Annotated in this window: 19 protein-coding genes; 6 read left to right on the top strand and 13 right to left on the bottom strand. The window is 59.5% G+C overall.

Annotated elements, in window-relative coordinates; translation table 11 throughout:
• Positions 1-7: 7 nt before the first annotated feature.
• Positions 8-670 (bottom strand): hypothetical protein, encoded by a 663-nt coding sequence (locus ACIPUD_RS37550; protein WP_377786238.1) that lies wholly within the window; start codon positions 668-670, stop codon positions 8-10.
• Between the two features lie 698 nt (positions 671-1,368).
• Here ACIPUD_RS37550 and ACIPUD_RS37545 point away from each other — a divergent pair.
• Together ACIPUD_RS37545 and ACIPUD_RS37540 are read left to right on the top strand one after the other, a co-directional pair.
• On the top strand, positions 1,369-2,667 hold the full coding sequence (locus ACIPUD_RS37545; RefSeq protein ID WP_446482703.1) for a hypothetical protein: 1,299 nt from the start codon (positions 1,369-1,371) through the stop codon (positions 2,665-2,667).
• Between the two features lie 79 nt (positions 2,668-2,746).
• Positions 2,747-3,493, top strand: coding sequence for a hypothetical protein (locus ACIPUD_RS37540; protein WP_446482702.1), 747 nt, complete (start codon positions 2,747-2,749; stop codon positions 3,491-3,493).
• Between the two features lie 226 nt (positions 3,494-3,719).
• Here the strand turns inward: ACIPUD_RS37540 and ACIPUD_RS37535 are convergent, their stop codons facing one another.
• Positions 3,720-3,848 (bottom strand): hypothetical protein, encoded by a 129-nt coding sequence (locus tag ACIPUD_RS37535; RefSeq protein ID WP_377786234.1) that lies wholly within the window; start codon positions 3,846-3,848, stop codon positions 3,720-3,722.
• Positions 3,849-4,004: 156 nt separating this feature from the next.
• Between ACIPUD_RS37535 and ACIPUD_RS37530 the strand changes: the two genes are divergently transcribed.
• Together ACIPUD_RS37530 and ACIPUD_RS37525 are read left to right on the top strand one after the other, a co-directional pair.
• Positions 4,005-4,940: a hypothetical protein gene (locus ACIPUD_RS37530; protein ID WP_446482701.1), complete on the top strand. Its 936-nt coding sequence runs from the start codon at positions 4,005-4,007 to the stop codon at positions 4,938-4,940.
• A gap of 43 nt (positions 4,941-4,983) precedes the next feature.
• Positions 4,984-5,232 (top strand): hypothetical protein, encoded by a 249-nt coding sequence (locus ACIPUD_RS37525; protein WP_446482700.1) that lies wholly within the window; start codon positions 4,984-4,986, stop codon positions 5,230-5,232.
• On the opposite strand, the gene ACIPUD_RS37520 is transcribed toward ACIPUD_RS37525, so the two are convergent.
• Genes ACIPUD_RS37520 through ACIPUD_RS37510 form a run of 3 tightly spaced genes read right to left on the bottom strand, consistent with a single transcriptional unit; the run spans position 5,219 to position 9,294 of the window.
• The gene (locus ACIPUD_RS37520; RefSeq protein WP_446482699.1) at positions 5,219-7,498 is read right to left on the bottom strand and encodes an nSTAND3 domain-containing NTPase; all 2,280 of its coding nucleotides are present in this window, start codon (positions 7,496-7,498) and stop codon (positions 5,219-5,221) included. The genes ACIPUD_RS37525 and ACIPUD_RS37520 overlap by 14 nt on opposite strands.
• A 1-nt stretch (position 7,499) precedes the next feature.
• A complete protein-coding gene (locus tag ACIPUD_RS37515) occupies positions 7,500-8,723 on the bottom strand; it encodes a type II toxin-antitoxin system HipA family toxin (protein WP_446482698.1) in 1,224 nt (407 codons plus the stop codon).
• Complete coding sequence (locus tag ACIPUD_RS37510; RefSeq protein ID WP_446482697.1) at positions 8,716-9,294, bottom strand: helix-turn-helix domain-containing protein; 579 nt, start codon at positions 9,292-9,294, stop codon at positions 8,716-8,718. The genes ACIPUD_RS37515 and ACIPUD_RS37510 overlap by 8 nt, the downstream gene beginning before the upstream one ends.
• A gap of 509 nt (positions 9,295-9,803) precedes the next feature.
• Between ACIPUD_RS37510 and ACIPUD_RS37505 the strand changes: the two genes are divergently transcribed.
• On the top strand, positions 9,804-10,331 hold the full coding sequence (locus tag ACIPUD_RS37505; protein ID WP_446482696.1) for a LysR family substrate-binding domain-containing protein: 528 nt from the start codon (positions 9,804-9,806) through the stop codon (positions 10,329-10,331).
• 134 nt (positions 10,332-10,465) lie between these two features.
• Here the strand turns inward: ACIPUD_RS37505 and ACIPUD_RS37500 are convergent, their stop codons facing one another.
• The 6 genes from ACIPUD_RS37500 to ACIPUD_RS37475 form a co-directional block, all read right to left on the bottom strand.
• Positions 10,466-10,915, bottom strand: coding sequence for a CopG family transcriptional regulator (locus tag ACIPUD_RS37500; protein ID WP_377786218.1), 450 nt, complete (start codon positions 10,913-10,915; stop codon positions 10,466-10,468).
• Positions 10,916-10,924: 9 nt separating this feature from the next.
• Positions 10,925-12,901, bottom strand: a complete 1,977-nt coding sequence (locus tag ACIPUD_RS37495) for a conjugal transfer protein TraG (RefSeq protein WP_446482695.1) — start codon at positions 12,899-12,901, stop codon at positions 10,925-10,927.
• A gap of 92 nt (positions 12,902-12,993) precedes the next feature.
• Positions 12,994-14,721, bottom strand: a complete 1,728-nt coding sequence (locus tag ACIPUD_RS37490; RefSeq protein ID WP_446482694.1) for a relaxase/mobilization nuclease domain-containing protein — start codon at positions 14,719-14,721, stop codon at positions 12,994-12,996.
• Positions 14,711-15,859, bottom strand: coding sequence for a lytic transglycosylase domain-containing protein (locus ACIPUD_RS37485; protein ID WP_446482693.1), 1,149 nt, complete (start codon positions 15,857-15,859; stop codon positions 14,711-14,713). The genes ACIPUD_RS37490 and ACIPUD_RS37485 overlap by 11 nt, the downstream gene beginning before the upstream one ends.
• Before the next feature lie 3 nt (positions 15,860-15,862).
• Complete coding sequence (locus ACIPUD_RS37480; protein ID WP_446482692.1) at positions 15,863-16,369, bottom strand: S26 family signal peptidase; 507 nt, start codon at positions 16,367-16,369, stop codon at positions 15,863-15,865.
• Positions 16,369-16,833: a DUF2840 domain-containing protein gene (locus tag ACIPUD_RS37475; protein ID WP_377786207.1), complete on the bottom strand. Its 465-nt coding sequence runs from the start codon at positions 16,831-16,833 to the stop codon at positions 16,369-16,371. Before ACIPUD_RS37475 ends, ACIPUD_RS37480 begins: the two co-directional genes overlap by 1 nt.
• 326 nt (positions 16,834-17,159) lie before the next feature.
• On the opposite strand from ACIPUD_RS37475, the gene ACIPUD_RS37470 reads away from it, so the two are divergent.
• Positions 17,160-18,134 carry an IS110 family transposase gene (locus ACIPUD_RS37470; RefSeq protein ID WP_446482691.1) on the top strand — a complete coding sequence of 325 codons (975 nt, stop codon included), beginning with the start codon at positions 17,160-17,162 and terminating at the stop codon, positions 18,132-18,134.
• Positions 18,135-18,718: 584 nt separating this feature from the next.
• Here ACIPUD_RS37470 and ACIPUD_RS37465 read toward each other — a convergent pair.
• Positions 18,719-19,621 carry a replication initiator protein A gene (locus ACIPUD_RS37465; RefSeq protein WP_446482690.1) on the bottom strand — a complete coding sequence of 301 codons (903 nt, stop codon included), beginning with the start codon at positions 19,619-19,621 and terminating at the stop codon, positions 18,719-18,721.
• Between the two features lie 3 nt (positions 19,622-19,624).
• Positions 19,625-19,903, bottom strand: coding sequence for a helix-turn-helix transcriptional regulator (locus tag ACIPUD_RS37460; protein WP_377786201.1), 279 nt, complete (start codon positions 19,901-19,903; stop codon positions 19,625-19,627).
• Positions 19,904-20,027 lie beyond the last annotated feature (124 nt).

Below are 20,027 nucleotides of genomic sequence, written 5' to 3'. Positions count from 1 at the left end.
GGCCGGCCTAACAAAAGGAGTTGGGCAGGTTTCGAAAGTTTGGACTGCTGCCGCCCTCCTCGGCGGCAGCGCTCGGCTCGGAGTTTCCATCCGCCGCGACTGCTGACAGACCCTCCTTTCTCGGCTGTTCTTCTGCCGCGCGTTGTGACGCGCCAGCATGAGCTTCACTGACAGGTCGACTGCGCCTGCCCAGCCGATCGATCGTCTCCTGGATCAATGGCTGACCGAGCCGTACCCGCCGTTCGACCTGCTCCGCCAACACCTTAAAACGCTGCTGTCCGAGCAGGCACGCCTCCCGCTGCCCGGATGGCAGCATGGGCGGCGTCACGGTGAGGTGATAGCGCGCATGCAGGGCTACGATCTCGGCGATGATCGCGATCTCGTGCTCGAGCCTGGCCATCTGGCCACTTATCCGGTCCAGAGCCTGATGAACGCGCCCCTCGATGGGCGGTGAAGGATTCAGGAATCTTTCAAGCGCCGTCTCGACGACCATGCTCTTGCCGAGCCCCGGGCGTTCGGTCGCAACTTCAAGCCGCTGAAACATGCTCTCGGAGAGCTGAACGGTAACCTTCTTGGTTCGCGCTCCTTCGTTCGGGCTCGGCTGCGCATCGCTGTCGGCTTGATTCACAATCGAGTTAGGCTGGCCTCCAAGCTCTCCATCGACTTGCACTGCTTGTTCGCTCCCAATTAGCGGCCGCGACCTGCCCGCGCACCGCGGCACGCGCGGCGTCGATTTCGGAATCGAAACGGCTGAATCGCGCCCAGCGATGATGGAGTTGACACAAGGGCCAATCCGAACGTCACTTCAACCGCACCGACTTCTGCGTCGTAGTGTGGCGTAGCCAAAGAAAGACAAGGCGGTCTCAAGAAGAGCTGGATTTGTAAAGCCTCTATCATTCGCGCGCAGCTAACGGGCTGTTGCAGCGGGCCCGGGCGCCTTGAGTGACGCGCCCATCGCTTGTTGCTTCATGGCGTGCTGCCGACCTGCAGTCTGCTTATCTGATTCAGCGCCGCACCCATTGCCAGGAACTGCCAGGGCGCATTGGGGCGCGCGTACTGATTACTCATGCTTGTCAGAGGCGTGCATGTCGATGCTCACCTCTTTCAGGACGGTGGATCCGCTTGCAAGCCGCCGTCCGATCGACTCAACAAAGCGATCGTACGTTCCGCGCCCTTGGCGCTCTCGGAGGGCGCTCGCATTTGCTGCGATTTCAACGACTTATCCCGATGATGCTGATCGAAAGGTTTCAGCCCCCCTTGCGCAAACCGTGGCATCAGCCGTTGCACGGTCGCCTATTCAGGTTTAGTGGGTCGATCAATCTTGGCGCGCAGCTTGTCAGGCGCCCGTAGAATGGTGTGGAATCTGCAATGCCTTCCCGAACATTAAGCGAGAGTATCGTCAAGACGAGTTTAAAGGACTTGGATTGGCACAGACTTGAGCAACATCTTTCTACACTTGTATTGGATCAAGCTTGCGCGGCTCAGCTTCTCGGTCTACTTCGCCGCAACGGCAACCTCTTTCAGAAGCGGCCGGCCCCGATCCGGAGCCGAGCTCGCGATGCGTTCCTAGCAAACGTCGAAGCGCACTTCTTAGAACATCTCGGGCAAGATTGGGCGCGCGAGGTCAATGAACTGACGGGACTTAGCCATCAGATAGAAGCGGGCTATGCAGAGATACTGAGGAGCCTTTCTGCGACAGACGCCGCCAAAATGGCTCCGGAGGTTCAGGCCGCGTCTGGGCTATCCTGGTCAGCTCATGCATTCGATGACATGATGAAGGAGTTTCACGCCGACCTGCTGCGCCGAAGACGCATAAAGTTGAGCCATTTCCGCGTGCGGCGTCGGGATGGTACATCATTCAATCCGGACGGCGCGCTCGGCAATTTGGTCAACATGGCCACGATGACCCTGCTGTTGCTTGGCTACCAGCAGTCATGGTTCGAGGTGGACGGGTTCCTTTTTTTGCCGGCGTTGCCGGAGCCCACGGATGTCGACAATGACCGGACCGCGGCCACTCTTGCGCTGGCGGCTTCTTGGCGTCTTTGGGAACGCTTGGAGCAACGTTGTCGATATTTTGGCCGCGGATTTCGTGTTATCGGCGAGCCCATGCCGAGATGGGTGCCGAAGGACGCCAAGCGAGCGATCGCGTATGAGCTCATTACGCCCGAAGAAGGACTCGATTACTACGCTAATGTACGTCTTACCGATCAGCTAGCGCGGACCTATCACGGGTTGCTGCAGAATACCAACTTGAAGACTTGGGCTTCAGGGATAGACGGTCCTCTTGAACTTCCGCCGAAAGGATACGTGTCGCCAGAGGAAGGCCATTCCTGTATTTCGCTCAGCGAAGTGCTTGGTTACTTTGTCCTCGACGACCAGGAGCGTCCGTGCGGGCTGAGGCTCGTCGAATGGATACGCGGATATTCTACGTTGCAAAGTCTAGCCGGCGAGCGCTACCGCACTCTCGGTTTGAAGAGACTATGCCACATCATCCCCCGCAGCGAGTTGCGCGCTCTTTTGGAGCGGGTCGGCCTGAAGAATGGCGCCGCAGACCTTTTTATCAACCAAGCATCAATGCGCAAAACCAGCCGCGATCTTTTTGACCAACCGCTCGTGAGAATGCGAGACGGTTCCCTTGCTCTTTGGCCCAGCGATCATATATTCTGAGCCTGGCCGCGTAACGCTTTCTGCTGTCGGAAAACAAGGCGAGCAGCTAGGGCGCAAAGGCAAGGCCTTCGAAAGGGAAATGTTGCGCTTTATCGCTGGTCAAGGATTGGCCGCGAAGGCCTTCAGGCTGAAGATCGCCGGAGAAGAGTTCGAGTACGACCTTGTCGTGCCTTGGAACGAATATCTTTTCGTCTTCGAATGCAAAAATCGAACATTGTCGGCCCATAATCCAGCGGCAGCTTACTATTTCGCCTTGGAGATGAACTCTGCCGTAAATCAGGTCACCCGTTTGGCTACTGCGTTGCACGACCATGCTAACGCGGTTCGCGACGTATCTGGGATTGACGCAAAGAATATGATTATCGTTCCTTGCATTTTGAGTTCGTTGCCGTACGCAGCGGCTGACGCGCGGAATAACGTTCATATGACGGACGTGTCTCTTCTTAAGCGTTTCTTCTCCAACTCGCGTGAACCAGCGACAACCAAACGCAGAAGCTCTGCTACATCACTCTGGCTCGGGGATAAGCCCACGCCAGCCGACTTCCTTTCTTACGTGCGAGCGCCATCCCCACTACAGGCCTTAATCGCACGGACGCGCAACGCGCCGTTCTATTTCGATCTTGGCGAAGAGACCGCAGTCGCGGTGACGGACATAATGGACAAAGACACTCCTGTGATGAGCTTGGGAAGGCTCTTCTCAGCCGAATGCGGATTCATCGAACGAGGCACCTCGCGTTCCGACTTAAACAAGAGGAGACTTGTGGAGCGACAAGCCGTTCGGGAGGCCGACAGAAAATGGCGGAAAGTTCAGACTCGCATCAAGTGAAACACTCGCATCCGGGGGGATCGATCCTCCCGTCGAAATCCACGTCGTAAAACGAGATGTCCCGCCGCTGGTCCGAATTTCGATCCTCCGATACTCTGACTGTCCGGCCCCCATAGATCTTCGCAGCTTTGCAGGTGGGCGGCGCCTTGACGTCAGGGGTTGCCCGGCTTTGGCGAGAAAGGCTTGTACATCTGTGATGGAGATCGCGAAATTCAGCGCCTCCCCCTTAGCTCAATGGAAGCGCGACAAGGATGATCGGTTGCTTCTGCTGGAATGCCCAAGGCGACATCACGGGCTTGTCCTGCGCCGGAGCTTTTGGCGCTTCTTTGCCCTCAAGATAGAGCTCGATCAGCATTTTTAAGCGCGAACATGTCGTCGCGCACCTCAACGGCCACTTTCTGCACGCACACCAAATTCCTGCGCCGGCCGCTCGCCCGGTGTGAAGCCCATAGCGACGACCTATCTCCGTTCTTGATTTATGGTGCGCTCGGAGGAACCGGAGGGACTCAATTTGTCGCGTCGCGCAAAGATCATTTGGATCGTCGGAACGGCGCTGCTGCTGGTGCTGCTGCTGGTCCTCCGGTTTATCCCCTACCACGGCCAGATTTGCGAGCCCGCCGGAGAGGCCAAGGTCGCGAACTGCACCTCTTATCAGCTCCTTCCCTTCATCGTGTTCGAGGTTGCGCAATTCCTGGATAAAATGAGCGGCGCGATTACCGCCGTTGCGACCATTGCGATTGCCATCTTCACGTTCACGCTCAAGCGGGCGGCAGACAAACTATGGGAGGCCGGAGAGCGCCAGCTACACCTGCTTGGCGAAACATTGGCCGCTCAGTCCCGGGACATGCAAGCCTCTATCCAGGCCGCCACCGACTCTAACGCAGCAATCACGAGCGATCAGATCGCTGTGACAAATGCCGAACGGCAGTTACGGGCATACGTCACTGTGCAAGACATCAATATGGTGAACCACCGGCTTGCCAATCGCGTAGGCACCCTCCATGACAACATCGTTCCCGGCGCGGTACACACCTATCGATTTTCCGTCATTCTGAAGAACGGCGGCATGACTCCGGCGATCAACGCGCGAACCAACATAAATCACAACAGATTTAATAGCACAATCCCAGCGGACTTTCATTTTCCTGATTCGACCAATTTCGGCAATGCTCTGATCGGTCCGCAACTGGTCTGGCACACGCCGTCGATTACAACCCAAGCGGCGGAGCTTGAAACACCCTTGGTAGGAGCGTTGCATTATCTTTGGGGATGGATCGAATATGACGATATCTTTTCCAGTACCACACGGCATCGAAGGGAATTCTGCTTCAAGATAGAGTGCGAGCGCCTTCAGTCCACGAACGAGTTTTGGGTTGGCTTTGCTCCTCATTCCAAGTTCAACGCCGCCGATGAGGATTGTCTACGGCACATCGATCCTGCCGGTTAGCACCCAGAGGCTAATCATAATTAATCTTGAGAAGATTGAGCTGGTGAAGGCGAAACGTCGACTCTTCAGGCGCGTATCTCACTTCAAAGAATTCAAAATCGCTACGCCGTTCCAGGCAGCATTTCTGGTCAATAATGCGCATGATCCTCAGCCTGTCCGCCAAATCGGTTCTTGCACCGAAGACTATGCCCGACAGATCTTCGAATTTGTATTGCAGGGCCCGCATCGGCTTCTCACGCAAATCGAAACCCGAATGCACTACGGCCACGTGGCGACAGCTATCGGCGAATGAGCGGCGCGAATAAATTCTGCAGGGCTGCATCGTCGAATTTGTCCGCTTCGGAAGTGGACGCGCGAACTGAAGGCGAACTTGATCTCGTCGATCTTCCTTCGACGACGGCGATCCGCTCCATAACCGTTTCCACTGCGCGAGAGACGACCGCTGTGCTTACACGCGTTCTAGTTGCTAATTTTTTAAGAGTCTCGATGTGTTCCGTAAGGGTCGATTCCGAGTCGATGCTTTCGACAGTCCTATCTATTTCATCGAACTCTCTTATAATGACCTCGTTAACAGCCTGAGGAATCTCGCTGCCTAAATGCAGCTTCCACTCTTCAACCGCATCTGAGATTTTCTCAAGATCGTCCGGAGCGCAATTGTGGATCATTCCAATCGCAGCGGTCTCGAGGCAATTGGCGAGCTCGCCTGCAACAGTGAACTCGTCAAAATAATCTCCGTCACGCAATTTGGCGATGAGCTCGATTACGTCGTCGCCGTCGCGCCAGGAGTCCAGCCCGTCTACCGGCGCGCGCGCAAGCGCGAGAGCAAGATCTGAAAATCGTTGATCGCCGCTGGATCGATGCCAGGCAATTAACAGCTCTATGCGTTGTGTGTTCGAGAGACCGGTTTGTTGCAACGAATCCCCGTGTTTTCCGGGCGTCTTGATCCATACCGGGAGGTGAAGAAAGTCACCCGCAATCTTGGCGAAGCACGTGGCCACAACTGCAAGGCTATCGGCTGGAAGCCTTATGGTCTTGCAATATGACCAGACCGCTCGTGCAAAGTCCGATTCGACGGCAGAGGCGGCGATCTCACGGAGAAGCGCATCGTCATTGAGATACTCCGTCAGATAATCTCGCAAAGAAGGATTCACAAAACTTACGAGCGGCCCGCTGATCTTAACGAACCCTCCCTCAAGGGTTCGCAGGGCCTCGTCAAAATCCTTGGGTCCGTGCTCTTCGCCATATTTCGCGCAGAGGCGCGGGTGTAGACTTTCATAGGAAAGCTTCAGCTCCTTGAGCCTAACCCCGTATTCGGAGCTAAAAAAGAGAGCGAGCAGGAGATGCTGGCACATCTTGGCGATGTGCGTGCGGAAGGCAATGTCCCATAGCTGCTTCGGATTCGTGAGAGCATCGATAAACGCGGCCGGGTAGATCTCCGGCAGAATGTCCCCCACACGGGTGCTATCCGTCATCCAATCGATAATGCGTGGGCTATAGTTCTTGTGATCGACGATCTTGGCGATATGACCGCTTCCGATGAGCGCGCTTATGTGACTCTGCGGCGTTCCCGCGACGAGCAGATGATTGTAGAGAATGCGCGCCTTGATCCGTCTGGTGTAAATGCCGGCATCGAGCACATATTTGCTGATATCCAGGCGCTGATCGGCTAAGTGCTCGGAAACCAGCCGGGCCTCCTCGAATATGTAGGCCCGCGTGGTCAAAATGAACCGCGCATTTGGGGATTTCCGGACGCGCTTGATAAAGCGCGCGAGATCGGAGTCCTTGTGCGAAAGGGCACTCCGGTCTAGCGCCACCCTTCCGAGAAAATCATCGAAGAAGAAGACCTGTTTCTTCGAATCTTCGATGGCGGCAAAACCGTCATCGAGACTTCGGATCGCTACAAGCTCCCAATCCTCGGCGATATAGGCGTAAGATAGCATCTCGGCGAGCGTGGTCTTACCGACGCCCGGCGGGCCTGAAATGATCACAAGATGATGCGCTTCCAGCGTATCGCGGGCACCATTGAAGCTCGGGTTCGGCGCATAAACACGTACCTTGGCTTCGATTTCTTCACGGGTGATATTATTGACAGTATGCGCAGCCGACCGCAAGACGCGCTCCAATACACCCACGCCTGACAGCCAAAGCTTGATATGAGACTTCTCAGTATCAGGGTATTTCCTGATAAGCCCGTTCAGGTCCCCCGGCCCTAGAATATCACCTTCGCTTTGGAGAGAGGGGCCTATCAGAGCCGCAAGTTCTGTTTTTCTGGGCGGCGTCAGCGCGCGCGATGTTGCAAGCACGTAGCGTGTAGGCGCGAGACGATCAATCGACGAACGCTCCCGTTTGAGTTCTGATTTGAGGCCGGGATAAGTTGAGCCTGCGTAATGTTTGGCCTGAAGGATGATCTTTGCGCCGCCTTTGGCGTGTCGGCCATCCATGCCGCCGTCTGGACCGGCCGCAAACGCCTCGAAACGGATACCAAGCTCGCGGCCGACGAGGTCACGGGCGAGGTCCTCGAAATCGGCTGGCGAAAGGTTTCCGAACTCGTAGGGCATCCTACAGCTCGCTGTAAATCGGGATGGAGACCGCGTGTGCATCGACGCTACCGACCACCTTTTTATCCAGCGGAAGCGTCTTCTTCTGGTCTGACCACACCTGCTTGAATCGCTGCACCGTTTCGGTGGCGGTATCGAGGACAAGCTTTTCAGAAATCTTCGCTTTCGCCGCAAGATGCTTGAGTTCATCTTTGGAAAACTCGGTCATTTTCTTGCTGCGTGAATAGTTCAACGCCATCTTGTCATCCGCAATATAGGGAATGGTCGAAAGCAGATCGTAAGCGGGCGACAATGCTGGCGTTCGCCGGTCGGGATAGATCAGCGACCAGTTCTTAAGGTGCATGTCGGTATTGCCGATCAGCGTACTGAAGACGAGCCTGCGAATAAATTCGGCGACGTCGGCATCACCGGTTTCAATGCCGAGCACACCTGCGATCCCCTTATAATTGACGTGCTCGTATTTCTCGTCCGGCGCGACGCCAAAGACCTGCGCGAAGTCTTCCATGTGAACAGGACCGTCGGCGGTCCGGTCAAACCGCTTGACGGCGAGCGCCTGTCCTTTGAATTCGCCGATGCCCTCGGGCAGTCCATCGATCGCGTTCACGTCGAGCAGCTGAAGGTCCGGTACGTCCATGCCCATGGCCTTCGCGATCGTCATCATCGAATATTCGTTCTCGGGCACGCCCGCGTACTGGTTGGACGGCAGTTTGACGATCCACGATCCGCCGACGCCTTCCACCGGGATGGTCAGGCCGCCCCTCTTGGAATTGCTCTTGAGCGCCGAGAATTTCAGCTGCACACCAGCCAGGGAAAACCGCAGCATGGTGTGCCGCTCGTCCGGCGTTAAGTCCTCTTCGACCTGCGGCGGCAGGGCCTCGCCTTCCGCCGGATGGACCGACAATGCGCCCGGAAGATCCTGACCCAGCATCCACAGCAGGAAGAATTCACGCTTTTCCTTCACGCCCGCGCGCTCTGCGAGATAACGGCGCAGCGGTCCTTCCGGCAACAGGTTAGAGAAAAACGGCGGAAGAACCATGCGGTAGGGCCTGAACGCGGTCAGGAGATTGCCGAACTGGTCTTTGAAAGACAGGCTCAGGGTCGGGCGATCTGGATCGTCGATATAGCTTTGATTGAAGGCAAAGAGCGCCCGATCCCCCTGCACGAGCGTGAGGGTGGCGATGGGTTTGCCGTACAGATGAACGTCCAGAACCGAGACGTCAGGCATCGTCGTCCCCTCCATCAAAAGAATAGGCCGGACGCGGCGCTTCCACAGGATGCGCGATCCGGTTGCGAAGGCCCTGCAGTACGCCCGCAATATTATCTAGTACGGGCTTTGGTGGCGGGCTGGCCTTATCGTGACGCAAAGTCTCAATGACATCCGTAACGAGGGCGAGGTCGGACTTTGAAAGGCGGACTTGTTTTAGGAAGCGAAGATATTCTGCGATGCGGTCGAGCGCAGCTGAACTGCCGTACTGCTTCTTCTGTTTGGCGATGAGGCGTTCACCCTTGGCAAAAAGGACAGACTGCCCATCTTCCTGGAAGAATTCAGGGGCGGTCGAACGGAGTACACCCTCCACTGCGGGAAGAAGTTTTTTAGGCACAAGCACGACTTCGAGGTCGAGCGCCCGCGCCATTTGGATGAAGCTCGAGAGGCCCGGTTCAAGGCGCCCGGTTTCGATCTGGGAAATGTGCGCCTGGGTCAATCCGGAGCGGGCGGCCAAAGCGCGCTGGCTGATAGCCTCCTTGACACGCTGGCCCTGCACTTCTCGGATAAGCTCCTCGCTTTGGTACGCCATGATAAGTATCCTGATCAAAATTGACCTTTGATAATGATATTATATCATTGTTGTGACCGAGTCAAGGATCGATAATTATCCTTATCAGGACGACTAAATGATAAGTATTCTATATCGCCATGCGTGAAAAATAGGGATATAGACCATGACGAGACCAGCGAGAGAAAGCACAGCGCCGGAACGCCTTCAGGCCGGTCGATGACGAGCATCTGATCGCAATAGGTCAGGTCGCCCTGCGTGGGGAGATGCTTGACAATCCGATCGATCTTACTGCCCAACAGGTGATCCAGCGCCACTCCCCGATCGTCCGAAGGAACTGAGCAAGTTCACGACCGCGAAGAAAATCGGCTTGGCCCAGGAAGCTCTACACAGGACATGCCCGAGAGCAGCAACGCGATTGCCGAGTTTTTCGGTGAGCTCTACGCGGCACGATCCGAGAGGAATGACATCGTTCACCAGACCTAGCGGACGACGGATACACGCAGCAATTTCCGTAAGTCGACATCGAAATGATTGAGCGTTCGAGGGACCGTCTCACGACGGCCTTGCGCAACCGGGCCGTCGACGCCGCAATTGTGACCGGCGAACGAGCTCTGCCTGGAGCGAAGTCGATGCCGCTCTGGAGCGAACGCATTTTGGCTGTCTTACCCGCGGACCACAGATTGGCCGAAAGCCGAACCGTTTCGTGGACCGATCTCAGCGGCGAGACTCTCTTGCTGGGTCGCCGAGATCCCGGACCTGCAATTCACGAGTGTCTCATCGCAAAGCTCATGTCCCCAGAAGATCGACCTGAAATCGCATGGCATGATGCGACCCGAGAAACTATCAAGAGCCTGGTTGGCGCGCGTCCGGGTATTGGACTGACACTTGAATCCTCTCTTGGCACGAGCTGCGACGGCGTCGTTTACAGAGAAGTTCAGGATGGCGCTGGTTCGACGCGGATCGGGCTTTCTGTGAACTGGCGAGCAGACAACGAAAGTCCTGCGCTGGCAAATTTCTTGAAGTTACTGAAACCACGCTATCCATCACCGTCCTGATCCGTCTGGGGCCACCGACGCTCCGCATGGATTCATGACTAGTGACGGCGATAGAAAGGCAGTAGCGCAACGATATCAAGCGACAGGAAACGGCGCTGTGTTCTGGCGTAGGAAAAGAAAGGACGGTCGGCCGATCAATGAGAGCCGGGATCGCCTGTGACTGGTGCAGTACTCCCAGGATCGCTTGATTCCATGCTCACTTCCTTAAGTACCGTCGATCCGCTGGAAAGTCGTCGCCCCAGAGCTTCGACAAAGCGGTCGTAGCGCTCACCGCCCTTGGCACGCGCGGCTGGGCTCGACTGCTCGGGCAAGGCCGGGGTAGACGTCAGCCAGAAGCGGACGAACAACGCGATCGTCTCCAGCGTGACACCGTCATTCCGTTCGAGCCGTTCCAGCATGCGTACGATGCGGTCGAGCCGCTTGGCTATGGCCGCCTCCCGCCGGTCGGAGTCGTCCGGCGAGAGGAATGAAGAGATCGCGGCCTCGACGACCAGAGACTTGGGCTTGCCGTGACGTTTTGCCAGAGCCTCAAGGCTGCCGAAGATACCTCGATCGAGGTAGATGCTTAGCTGGACCTTTTTCATGACGACCGCTCAGAGGCCCATTTTGTCGTCAGGGTCGAGGCTGACAGTGCGTGCCATGCCCTGCATCGACCGGGTTAAGGCCGTTGCCTGCACGACCTCGGCGTCGGCATCATCCGGGGCGGTGTCGAACTCGTTTTCGGCGAGCGGGGAGCTGATCACAACTTCCTCGTGCTGCGGTAGCTCCGGCTCGCGGCGAATACCGCCATTCGTATCCCGGGCTCTGTGCTTTAAGGTCGCCAGAAGCTCGACAGAGGGCGGAATCGGCGTTTGGCCTGACCACTCGTCCGGCAGAGCGATCGGTGCGGCTGGACCTGTGCCTGACGGTTTCAATATCCGGCTTTGGAATTGCGGATCCTCGTAGTACCGAACCTTGCGGGCGCGCATTGGGTGCACGCCCGAGACCATCACGACCGCCTCATCAGGAGAGAGCTGCATGACTTCCCCGGGCGTGAGCAGCGGCCGGGAGGTCTCCTGCCGGCTTACCATGAGGTGGCCGAGCCAGGGCGAGAGGCGATGCCCGGCGTAGTTCTTCATCGCCCGCATCTCGGTCGCGGTTCCGAGCGCGTCCGACACCCGCTTCGCGGTGCGCTCATCGTTAGTCGAGAACGCGATCCGGATATGGCAATTGTCGAGAATAGCATGGTTCGGCCCATAGGCGCGTTCGAGCTGGTTCAGGCTCTGGGTGATCAGAAAGCTGCGGATGCCGTAACCTGCCATAAAGGCGAGCTGGCTCTCAAAGAAGTCGAGCCGGCCGAGTGCTGCGAACTCATCGAGCATGAGGAGCAGCTGCTGCCGCCCGCGGTTGGTATCGAGGGTTTCGGTCAAGCGTCGGCCGATCTGGTTGAGCACAAGCCGCATCAAGGGCTTGGTGCGGGCGATATCGGAGGGCGGCACCACCAAATAGAGCGAGATGGGTCGGGGTCCGTCCACGAGATCTCGGATGCGCCAGTCACATCTGCCCGTGACCCTGGCGACCACCGGATCGCGATAGAGCCCCAGGAAGCTCATCGTCGTCGATAACACGCCGGAACGTTCGTTTTCGCTCTTGTTGAGGAGTTCTCGCGCCGCCGAAGCGACCACGGGATGAACCCGCTTTCCCAGATGCGGCGTTGCAAGCATTGCACTCAGCGTCGTCTCAATCGGGCGCGAGGGGTCCGACAGGAAGTTGGCAACGCCGGCGAGCGTCTTGTCGGCTTCCGCATAAAGGACATGGAGGATTGCGCCGACGAGCAGGGAATGGCTGGTCTTCTCCCAATGATTGCGGCGCTCGAGCGCCCCTTCCGGGTCAACCAGAATGTCGGCGATGTTCTGCGCGTCCCGCACCTCGCAGTCGCCTTTGCGGATCTCGAGCAGAGGATTGTAGGCGGCGCTTGCCGAATTGGTCGGATCGAACAGCAGCACGGGGCCAAAGCGCGCGCGCCAGCCCGATGTCAGCTGGAAGTTCTCGCCCTTGATGTCGTGGACGATGGTGGAGCTCGGCCAGGTCAGAAGTGTGGGAATGACAAGGCCGACGCCCTTGCCCGAGCGCGTCGGAGCAAAGCACAGCACATGTTCCGGACCGTTGTGCCGCAAATAGTTGCGGCCAAAGCGGCCGAGCACGACGCCGTCGGGGCCAAGAAGCCCAGCACGTCGAATCTCTCGCGCATCCGCCCACTGCGCCGAGCCATAGGTCGTGACGTTCTGCGCTTCCTTGGCCCGCCAGACCGAGAGGAAGATGGCAACGCCAACGGCTGCTATTCCGCCTCCAGCCGCGATGCATGCGCCCTGCATGAAGATGACGGGCGCGTAGGCATCGAATTTGAACCACCAGATGAAAAACGCGGCTGGCTGATAGATTGGCCAGTGCCCGATCACGAACCAGGCGGGCCCAAGCTGTGGCTGGAAGGCCAGACGCCAGGCCGTCCACTGGGTCGCCGTCCAGAGGAAGGCGAGCACGACCAGCGAGACGACGATCAGTTGGCTCCAGACAATCTTTGTAGCGGACATGGACCAAGGCAATGCGGCAACGCGTGCTACTAGCGCAACGGCGATCCGCTCGGCATCGTAGTCGCGCGCAGATTGGCGCGGAGATCGGCGGGTCAGAGCGAGAGGTCGCGCTTGCGGCCGAAACTCCAATCCACGCCGCCAGGACCGGCAATGCCGCTCACCTGCCTGCCCAGTTCACGCTCCAGCGACGGTAACCAGGGCACGAGCTTGAAACCGAGGCCGTTGTCGATTATGGCGAAGCGGCCGGAGGCGAGCGATAGCCTCCGGCTGTAAACCCCCGAAACCGACTCGCCTGCCTCCGCAGGCAAATGCGCCAGCCCGGTTTCGGAGGCCAAGCGCCGCCCCACGGTCTCGAGCTCGCGATTGCGCAGGGTACCAATCAGGTTACGGCCAACCGTGATCTTGTCGCCGTCACGGCGGGCAAGCCCCTGCTCCGCCAGCACGTCGATCCGCCGGTCGAGCGCGTCGCGGACCTCGGCACCGAAACCAGCGCGGGAGAGTTCGACCGGCTCACGCGCGACGAGTCGGCGATCGAGCCAGGTCGCCCCATCCGCCGTCACCTGCTGGTCAAGATTGAGGTCTGAGCGGACGGCCAGCGCGATCCGCTGGCGGCCCCTCGTATCCTCGAAACGCCGCAGCTCTACAATGCCGCCAACCGGCCCGTCACCAGCCGCCTCGATCTCGGGAAGCTTCAGGTGATGAACGCGCCCATCGATACCGTCCACGACGGCGAAGGCCGAACCCCTCAGCTCATCGTCAAGCCCACGTGCGACAAGGCGGCCGATCACGGGTTCGCCATGGCGTTCGCCCTCGATTGCCCAGGACGACGGTGCGCGTGTGACGCTATCCTTTGTGAGGCTCTTGTGCAGCCGCTTGATAATATCGCCGCGTTCCCCGAGCTCTCGCAGGCGCTGCTCCGCGTCAGCCGCCAGTACCCAGCGCGCCGGCCCGGCCGGCTCGGCCAGGCCCAGCCGCTCGAGGTTGCGCATCCTTCCAATCCGGATCTCACGCAACGGGTCGCGCGCGGCTTCCCGGTCCGGCCGCAGATCAATGACCCCGTCCGCCGCCCCTGTTTCCCGGGCCAGCACCCGATCGAGCCTGGTCCAACGTTCAGCCGTCACTTCCCTGTCCAGGTTTCGGCGGATCTCCAGCTCTGATCGCGGGCCGAGTTCACGCGTGACGAGATCCCCGGCTCGGGCGCGCAAGCCCTTCGAGATATAGTCCCGGCTGATGACAAGGTCCTTGCCGTCATCGCCACGGCCCCTCACGAGGACGTGGATATGCGGGTGCTCCGTGTTCCAATGATCAACCGCCACCCAATCGAGTTTGGTGCCAAGGTCCCGCGAAGCTTGATCCATCAGTTCGCGGGTGAAGGTTCGTAAGCTTTCCAGCTCAGTGGCATCATCGGGCGAGACGATGAATCGGAAATGATGCCGATCGTCCTCGCAGCGCTCGGCGAAGGCGCGGCCGTCGGCCTCATCGCCGCTAGCGTCAAAGAGCTTGCCGGGTGCTCCGTCGCGGGTGACGCCGTCGCGCTGGAGATAACCGATATGGGCACGCAGGGCGCCTGGCGAACGCATCCGGCGCACAACACGCGCCTTGACGATGGCGCTGCGGGCACGGTTATTGAGGAGCCGGGTCGCGGCAAGGCTCGCCGCGCGGCCGCGCCCAAACGTGCTGCCATGGCTGCGGCCACCATGTGAGAGGCCGCCGGCCTTCTGCGCAGCTTTGAGGGCCTGCGCCAGGAACGGTTTTGTCCGAGCCGGGCGCGTCGAGCGGATGCGGCCGGGACGGACGCGGAAATCATCGTTACCGGCCATCGTCAGCTCCGCAGGGTGTCGAAAGCTGAACCAAAATAGCGCGTTGCCGAACGTCGCAAGGTTTGCTGGACATTGGCAATGTTTGCAGCGTGATTTGAATTTGCTGGTGATTCCTGCCCCGACCGACCGGCCGCACCTTGCGGCTTTTACCCTGCCCTCCCCGGTCGCTCACTCCCAGCTCTCTGCCGACCACTCTCAAGGTTGCGACTGGCTTCGACATCATGCGACGAAATGCGATTGCGATTCGGGACTGCACCTCGTCTGATCGCAGCGCAAACAGGCCCGTCCCGCGAGGCACGAGTGCAGTTGCACCCGCCCTAGGCGCTGCTTTCGACGAATTCATCGTGCGGATACCGGATGCCGAGTTGGTGTCAGCCGATAAGCTCTTGGACCGCTCAACAACGAGCGGCGCTTGCTGCCACGCGGCGAAGCGTCTGGCAGCCGAACCACCGCTGTTGCGCTGCTCAATACCGATCAATGGTGCGAGTGTAGCGATGTAGATCTGTGTTTCATCCGGAAGCGCTCGACCGGTGGCCAGGTGCTCCTCGTACCGTCTTGGTCCAGCATTGTAGGCTGCGAGAAACCCTGCTGATCCGAAACGATCGAGCATCTCGCGAAGGTACGCTGTCCCAGCCATGATGTTGTCGTGAGGATCAAACGGATCGATACCGAAATCGTAACGAACGCTCAGTTCGACCCAGGTCGCGGGCATGATTTGCATTAACCCGAGCGCTCCGCGAGGTGATATGGAGTGCGGATCACCACCGCTTTCGGCCTGCATGACAGCACGGATCCAACGCTCCGGGACCGCGAACCGATGCGAGGCTTCAGTCACGAACGCGGCGTATGCAGGGTCTGGAAGCAGGTTTGAGGAGCGCGCAGCGGGTGCGCGCGATCCAGCCTCCGCTCTGCCGGCCAATGGCGCTCCGAACGTCAGCAGAATTCCCAAGAAGCAAGCAGCGGCTCGAGATAGCAATGTGTGGACAGCCGCCAAGGACAGAGCTCTTCCCGGCCGGCGCTGAGCCGGCGCGAGACGGCGGCGACGCGCGCCGATTGCCGACAATTCGGCCGGGATGGAGGAATGACAGTGCGATCGGTCGAATAGAGAAACTGCAACCCAGTGGAGCAATGCCGGCATTTGTCAGTCCTCCCTGGTCCACACCGGTACCGCTTGCCCGATGACGGCCGATATCGGGAGCGGTCCGAAATATCTGCCGTCAAAGGACACCGCCGACTGCCAGTTCATGAGAAAGACCTCGTCCTCAGCGACGACCCGGCAGCCCTGCCAGGCCGGCAATTGCCTGCCACGGCGGTCGCGCTCGCGTGCCTGGCCCATTTCGATGCCGTCGACGACGACTGTGAGTCCCGTTCTACAGACGGTTTGTCCGGGTAACGCCAGCACGCGCTTGAGCATCGGAAGACCGCTCGGCAAATAGCCGTTGAAGTCGAGGAAGCTCGCAAGCGGCTCTGGTGGCCGAACGGCCACGAGCTCTGTGATGTGCAATCGTGCGGTCCCTTGCAAACGGTAGAGGCCGATCGGCACACTTTCGGAAGCGTTCCAGATGTACGATAGTGAGGTGTCGGTGACCGGCCAAAGCCCGAGCGTTGTGGCCCCACATATCGCAAGGATGATCCTTAGCCGTCCCATCAGAACACCATCCTGCGCCGGTGGAGCCAGGCCTGGTGGCGCGCACGCGTATAAGGTCGTGGCGTTTCGTTGACGGAAAGACGGTTGTGGATGTGATGCCAATACTCGGGCGCTGCATCGGCAGGTTCGATGCCGAGTGACTCGACGGCGTCGATCAACTGGAGAACGCGCTCGACCTTTCGCCAGCCCGCCAGTCGCAGCAGGCTTTCGCCGCCGGGGCTGACCCAGGGCACAGTCGAATACCGCTGCCCCGGTGTGATCGCGCGCAGAATGTCGATGCGAGACAGGATGGTTCCGAAGTCATTGGACGACCAGCGCACGAACGCAAAGATGCTGCCGGGCATAAACGAGAGAATGCGCCGGTGCTGGTCAATGATCTTCTCCGATACAGGCTTGCCGAACCGGATTCGGTTCTCGATCCGCTTCTCGAGCCACAAGAGTTCAACAGTTGTGAGATCGCTCACCCGGCCACTCCATAGTTTTGAGAGGAATTTCGGACATGCCAACGGGTGCGCTGTCGCCAGCGCATCGACGTCAGAGCTTTGGTTTCGGCAGAACGGTTGCGATGAAGCGTCGATGATCGGCGTTGTCCAAGCGTTGCAGCGCTCGTGCTGCTGCTAAGGATCGCTGCCGAGTGGCTCCAATTCGTTAGAAGGAATCTGAAGGAGAGCGGGTTAGCCGGGGTACTGACCGGTGCCCCCTCGCCGGCCGCATTGCGACGACGATGCCTCGCGACGCTTCGCGAACGGAACGCACGGTGCGTTCCGGCGGTCGGCAGCGGAGGGGCATGATGGACTTCTATGCAGGGCTCGACGTGTCGCGGGAGGCGACGAACATTTGTGTGGTCGACGACGGCAAGGTCGTCAGGGAGGCGAAGCTGGACACCGATCCGGACGCGATCGAACTGTTGCTGGCGGAGTGGGGAATTCGTCTCAAGCGCGTCGGCCTGGAAGCGTTCTCGTTCAGCGCCTGGCTGTTCACGGCGGTTGCCGAAAAGGGGCTCCCGATGATCTGCATCGAGAACCGGCACGCCAAGGCGTCGATGAACGCGATGCTGAAGAAGACCGCCCGCAACGACGCAAAAGACAATGCGCAGATGATGCGCACTGGTTTGTTCCGCGCGGTTCATGTCAAGTCGGAGAGCGCACAGACGTTGCTGGCGCTGCTGGTCGCGCGCAAAGCGATGCTCGGCAAGGTTCTGGACATGGAGAACATGATCCGCGGCCTGCTGCGCCCGTTCGGCTTCAAAGTCGGCGAGATCTCGGTCGGCCGTTTTGATGCGCGGGTGCGCGATCTCTTGGCCGGGAAGAAGGAATTGGAAGCGATCGTGGCGCCGCTGTTGGACGCCCGCAGCGCCATGCGACAGCAGTTGGCAAAACTGCACCGCGTGGCGCTGACGTTTCGCGCCGCCGTCGATGATCCGCCGCGATTCAAGAAGTCGACCAATCTCGGCGCCGGTTTCGGGCTGACGCCGCGGCCCTATCAAACCGACCAGACCGACCGGATCGGCAACATCTCCAAATGCGGCGACGAGCTGACGCGGGCGATGCTCTACGAGGCGGCGATCGCGATCCTCACGCGCATTCCGAAGACCTTTAAGCTGCGGCTGTGGGGCGTGCGGCTGGCCAGGAAGAAGGGTCTGATGCGCGCGGCGACCGCAGTGGCGCGCGCGTTCGCCGTGCTGCTGCACAAGATCTGGACTAGTGGCGCCACCTTCCAGTTTGGCGCCGGCGGCAAGCGTGGCCGGGTCGCTGCGGCGACTTAAGGCCCTCCGCGACCCAGCCGCTTCCTCGCGCGCCTTTTCCTTCCGCCACGGCGGAGCGGCGTCCGAGGGGACGGGGATGTGGGTGAGATCGCAACTTTTCTTGCGGGCGGCTTCATGCAGAGCTGTGAGGCCATCATGCACGGCGCTGACTAGCCTGACTGCCCATTCTCCAGATTGCGGCATCTGGTTGGCGTCGTGCCAACCACGGACGTTAGCGAGTTCTCCTCGACGAGCGAGCTGCCGCAAAGGAAGGCGACGAGCGTGATGCTGTGCTGCCGATGCTGGTGATTCCGTGATTTTGCGCGCGATCGCGGACGCGCGCGCATCTTGGAGAACGGATTCGCATTGCAGGAAGGTCTTGCGCGTGACAGCATAAGCGCATGAGGCATCCTCGTTGCACGCACGACCGACTTGTTCACAACTCCCTGATTCACAACAAGAAGTTAGTTTTAGTACGTTAGTAAAGTTACGGGAGCAGGAAATCTCGGCGCCGCAGAACCTTAGCTCTGATTCCGGTCCTCGATAGCACGAGCATCGCGTCCCCGATGGCACGAGCGCTCTGGTCCCTGATAGCACGAGCGAATTCACCGCTTATCCCCAGCAGGAAGGACGAGGCCACGCTTGCGCAGTCGCTTGCTCGACGGGCCGATGGGGACTGGTGCGAAATTCAATCGCTCTGCGCCATTCGGATGATGCGTGATGATGAGCCGATAGCCTGGCAATGTCTGACTTCGGACGATCTGACGCAGGTCGTAGGCAAAGTGTTTGAACGGCGACATGCTGCCGGACTTCGCATGCAAGTGCACGAGATCGAAGCTCCAACCGCCATTCTGACGGCCGCCGTGCTTGCGGACGAGGCGATAGAGCCAGCGCTCCAATCCACCGGTCAGATCGAAATAGGCGCGGTCAATCGTTAGCACGAGCGCTTCATCGAGAACGCCCGTGTAGAACCAATCGGGCAGGATCAGCTCGATTCCACGGGCATGCCCGTGCGGATCGGCAGTCTCTTTCCATTCGTTGATCCAGGAAAAGCGATGCCGCCGCCGTTCGCTCGGCTGGCGGGTCGATGTCATCACAGTGGTCGATTGCAGCCGGTCGAGCGCAGCCTTCAGGCGGTCGTAGTCGCGCACGCTGGTGCCGCGGCCGACGAAGGTCAGGATCTCGTAAGGGGTCGCTGCCATCAGGCGGGACGTTTTCAGGCCGGCATCACGGGCTTCGACAATCTGCGAGGCAGCCCAGATCAGAACGTCCGCGTCCCAGATCGTCGCCATGCCATGTTCCGGCACGGCTTCGACACGAATGGTGATGGTGCCTGCGCGGAAATCGATGGGAACAATGCGCCTCGACTTTGCCAGCGAAAAGAACGGATACGCCATCAGGTCTTGCGCGTCCCGTGGCGCCAGATCGCCCGGGAGGGCGCGAAACAGATCGAGCTGGTCGCGCTCTGATTGGCGCCTGCTGCTTGCAGTGGAGTTGCTGTCCGGCATGGGTCAGCGCCGCTCCTTGCCGGCATACGGAACGGGTGTGTGCCGTTTCGCGGGCAGAACCGTGCCTGTGCCGGGATCGCTGGTGGACGTTTTGGCGCCGCGGTCAACCCACGCCTTCAGGTCCTCGATCGCATACACAACGCGACCGCCGAGCTTGCGGTAGGTCGGGCCTGTCCCATAGGTGCGGTGCTTTTCGAGGGTGCGGCCGGACAGTCCGAGAAAGCGCGCCGCTTCGGGCGTGCGCAGGTATCGCGGCGGCAGGCCTGCGTTCGGATCGGGCATTTGCGAGGCTCCGTGGTCGTCTGGAGCGCGGCCGGCTCGGGCCGCGCGTCGACGGTCACGATGGCGCAGTCAGCGTGCCTAGGGGGATGCCGAAGATCGAGTGATGATTTTCGGCACCCCTGCT

The sequence above is a fragment of the Bradyrhizobium sp. CAR08 genome (assembly GCF_052871955.1).
The sequence above is the reverse complement of the archived record's forward strand: the minus strand, read 5'-3'. Positions and strand labels throughout refer to the sequence as shown.

Excerpts from the sequence above, each read along its gene's own strand:
- ACIPUD_RS37545 (WP_446482703.1), top strand. The coding sequence starts at position 1,369 with ATGCCTTCCCGAACATTAAGCGAGAGTATCGTCAAGACGAGTTTAAAG.
- ACIPUD_RS37540 (WP_446482702.1), top strand. The coding sequence starts at position 2,747 with ATGTTGCGCTTTATCGCTGGTCAAGGATTGGCCGCGAAGGCCTTCAGG.
- ACIPUD_RS37535 (WP_377786234.1), bottom strand. The coding sequence starts at position 3,848 with ATGCTGATCGAGCTCTATCTTGAGGGCAAAGAAGCGCCAAAAGCTCCG.
- ACIPUD_RS37520 (WP_446482699.1), bottom strand. The coding sequence starts at position 7,498 with ATGCCCTACGAGTTCGGAAACCTTTCGCCAGCCGATTTCGAGGACCTC.
- ACIPUD_RS37515 (WP_446482698.1), bottom strand. The coding sequence starts at position 8,723 with ATGCCTGACGTCTCGGTTCTGGACGTTCATCTGTACGGCAAACCCATC.
- ACIPUD_RS37510 (WP_446482697.1), bottom strand. The coding sequence starts at position 9,294 with ATGGCGTACCAAAGCGAGGAGCTTATCCGAGAAGTGCAGGGCCAGCGT.
- ACIPUD_RS37505 (WP_446482696.1), top strand. The coding sequence starts at position 9,804 with ATGATTGAGCGTTCGAGGGACCGTCTCACGACGGCCTTGCGCAACCGG.
- ACIPUD_RS37500 (WP_377786218.1), bottom strand. The coding sequence starts at position 10,915 with ATGAAAAAGGTCCAGCTAAGCATCTACCTCGATCGAGGTATCTTCGGC.
- ACIPUD_RS37495 (WP_446482695.1), bottom strand. The coding sequence starts at position 12,901 with ATGTCCGCTACAAAGATTGTCTGGAGCCAACTGATCGTCGTCTCGCTG.
- ACIPUD_RS37490 (WP_446482694.1), bottom strand. The coding sequence starts at position 14,721 with ATGGCCGGTAACGATGATTTCCGCGTCCGTCCCGGCCGCATCCGCTCG.
- ACIPUD_RS37485 (WP_446482693.1), bottom strand. The coding sequence starts at position 15,859 with ATGCCGGCATTGCTCCACTGGGTTGCAGTTTCTCTATTCGACCGATCG.
- ACIPUD_RS37480 (WP_446482692.1), bottom strand. The coding sequence starts at position 16,369 with ATGGGACGGCTAAGGATCATCCTTGCGATATGTGGGGCCACAACGCTC.
- ACIPUD_RS37470 (WP_446482691.1), top strand. The coding sequence starts at position 17,160 with ATGGACTTCTATGCAGGGCTCGACGTGTCGCGGGAGGCGACGAACATT.
- ACIPUD_RS37465 (WP_446482690.1), bottom strand. The coding sequence starts at position 19,621 with ATGCCGGACAGCAACTCCACTGCAAGCAGCAGGCGCCAATCAGAGCGC.
- ACIPUD_RS37460 (WP_377786201.1), bottom strand. The coding sequence starts at position 19,903 with ATGCCCGATCCGAACGCAGGCCTGCCGCCGCGATACCTGCGCACGCCC.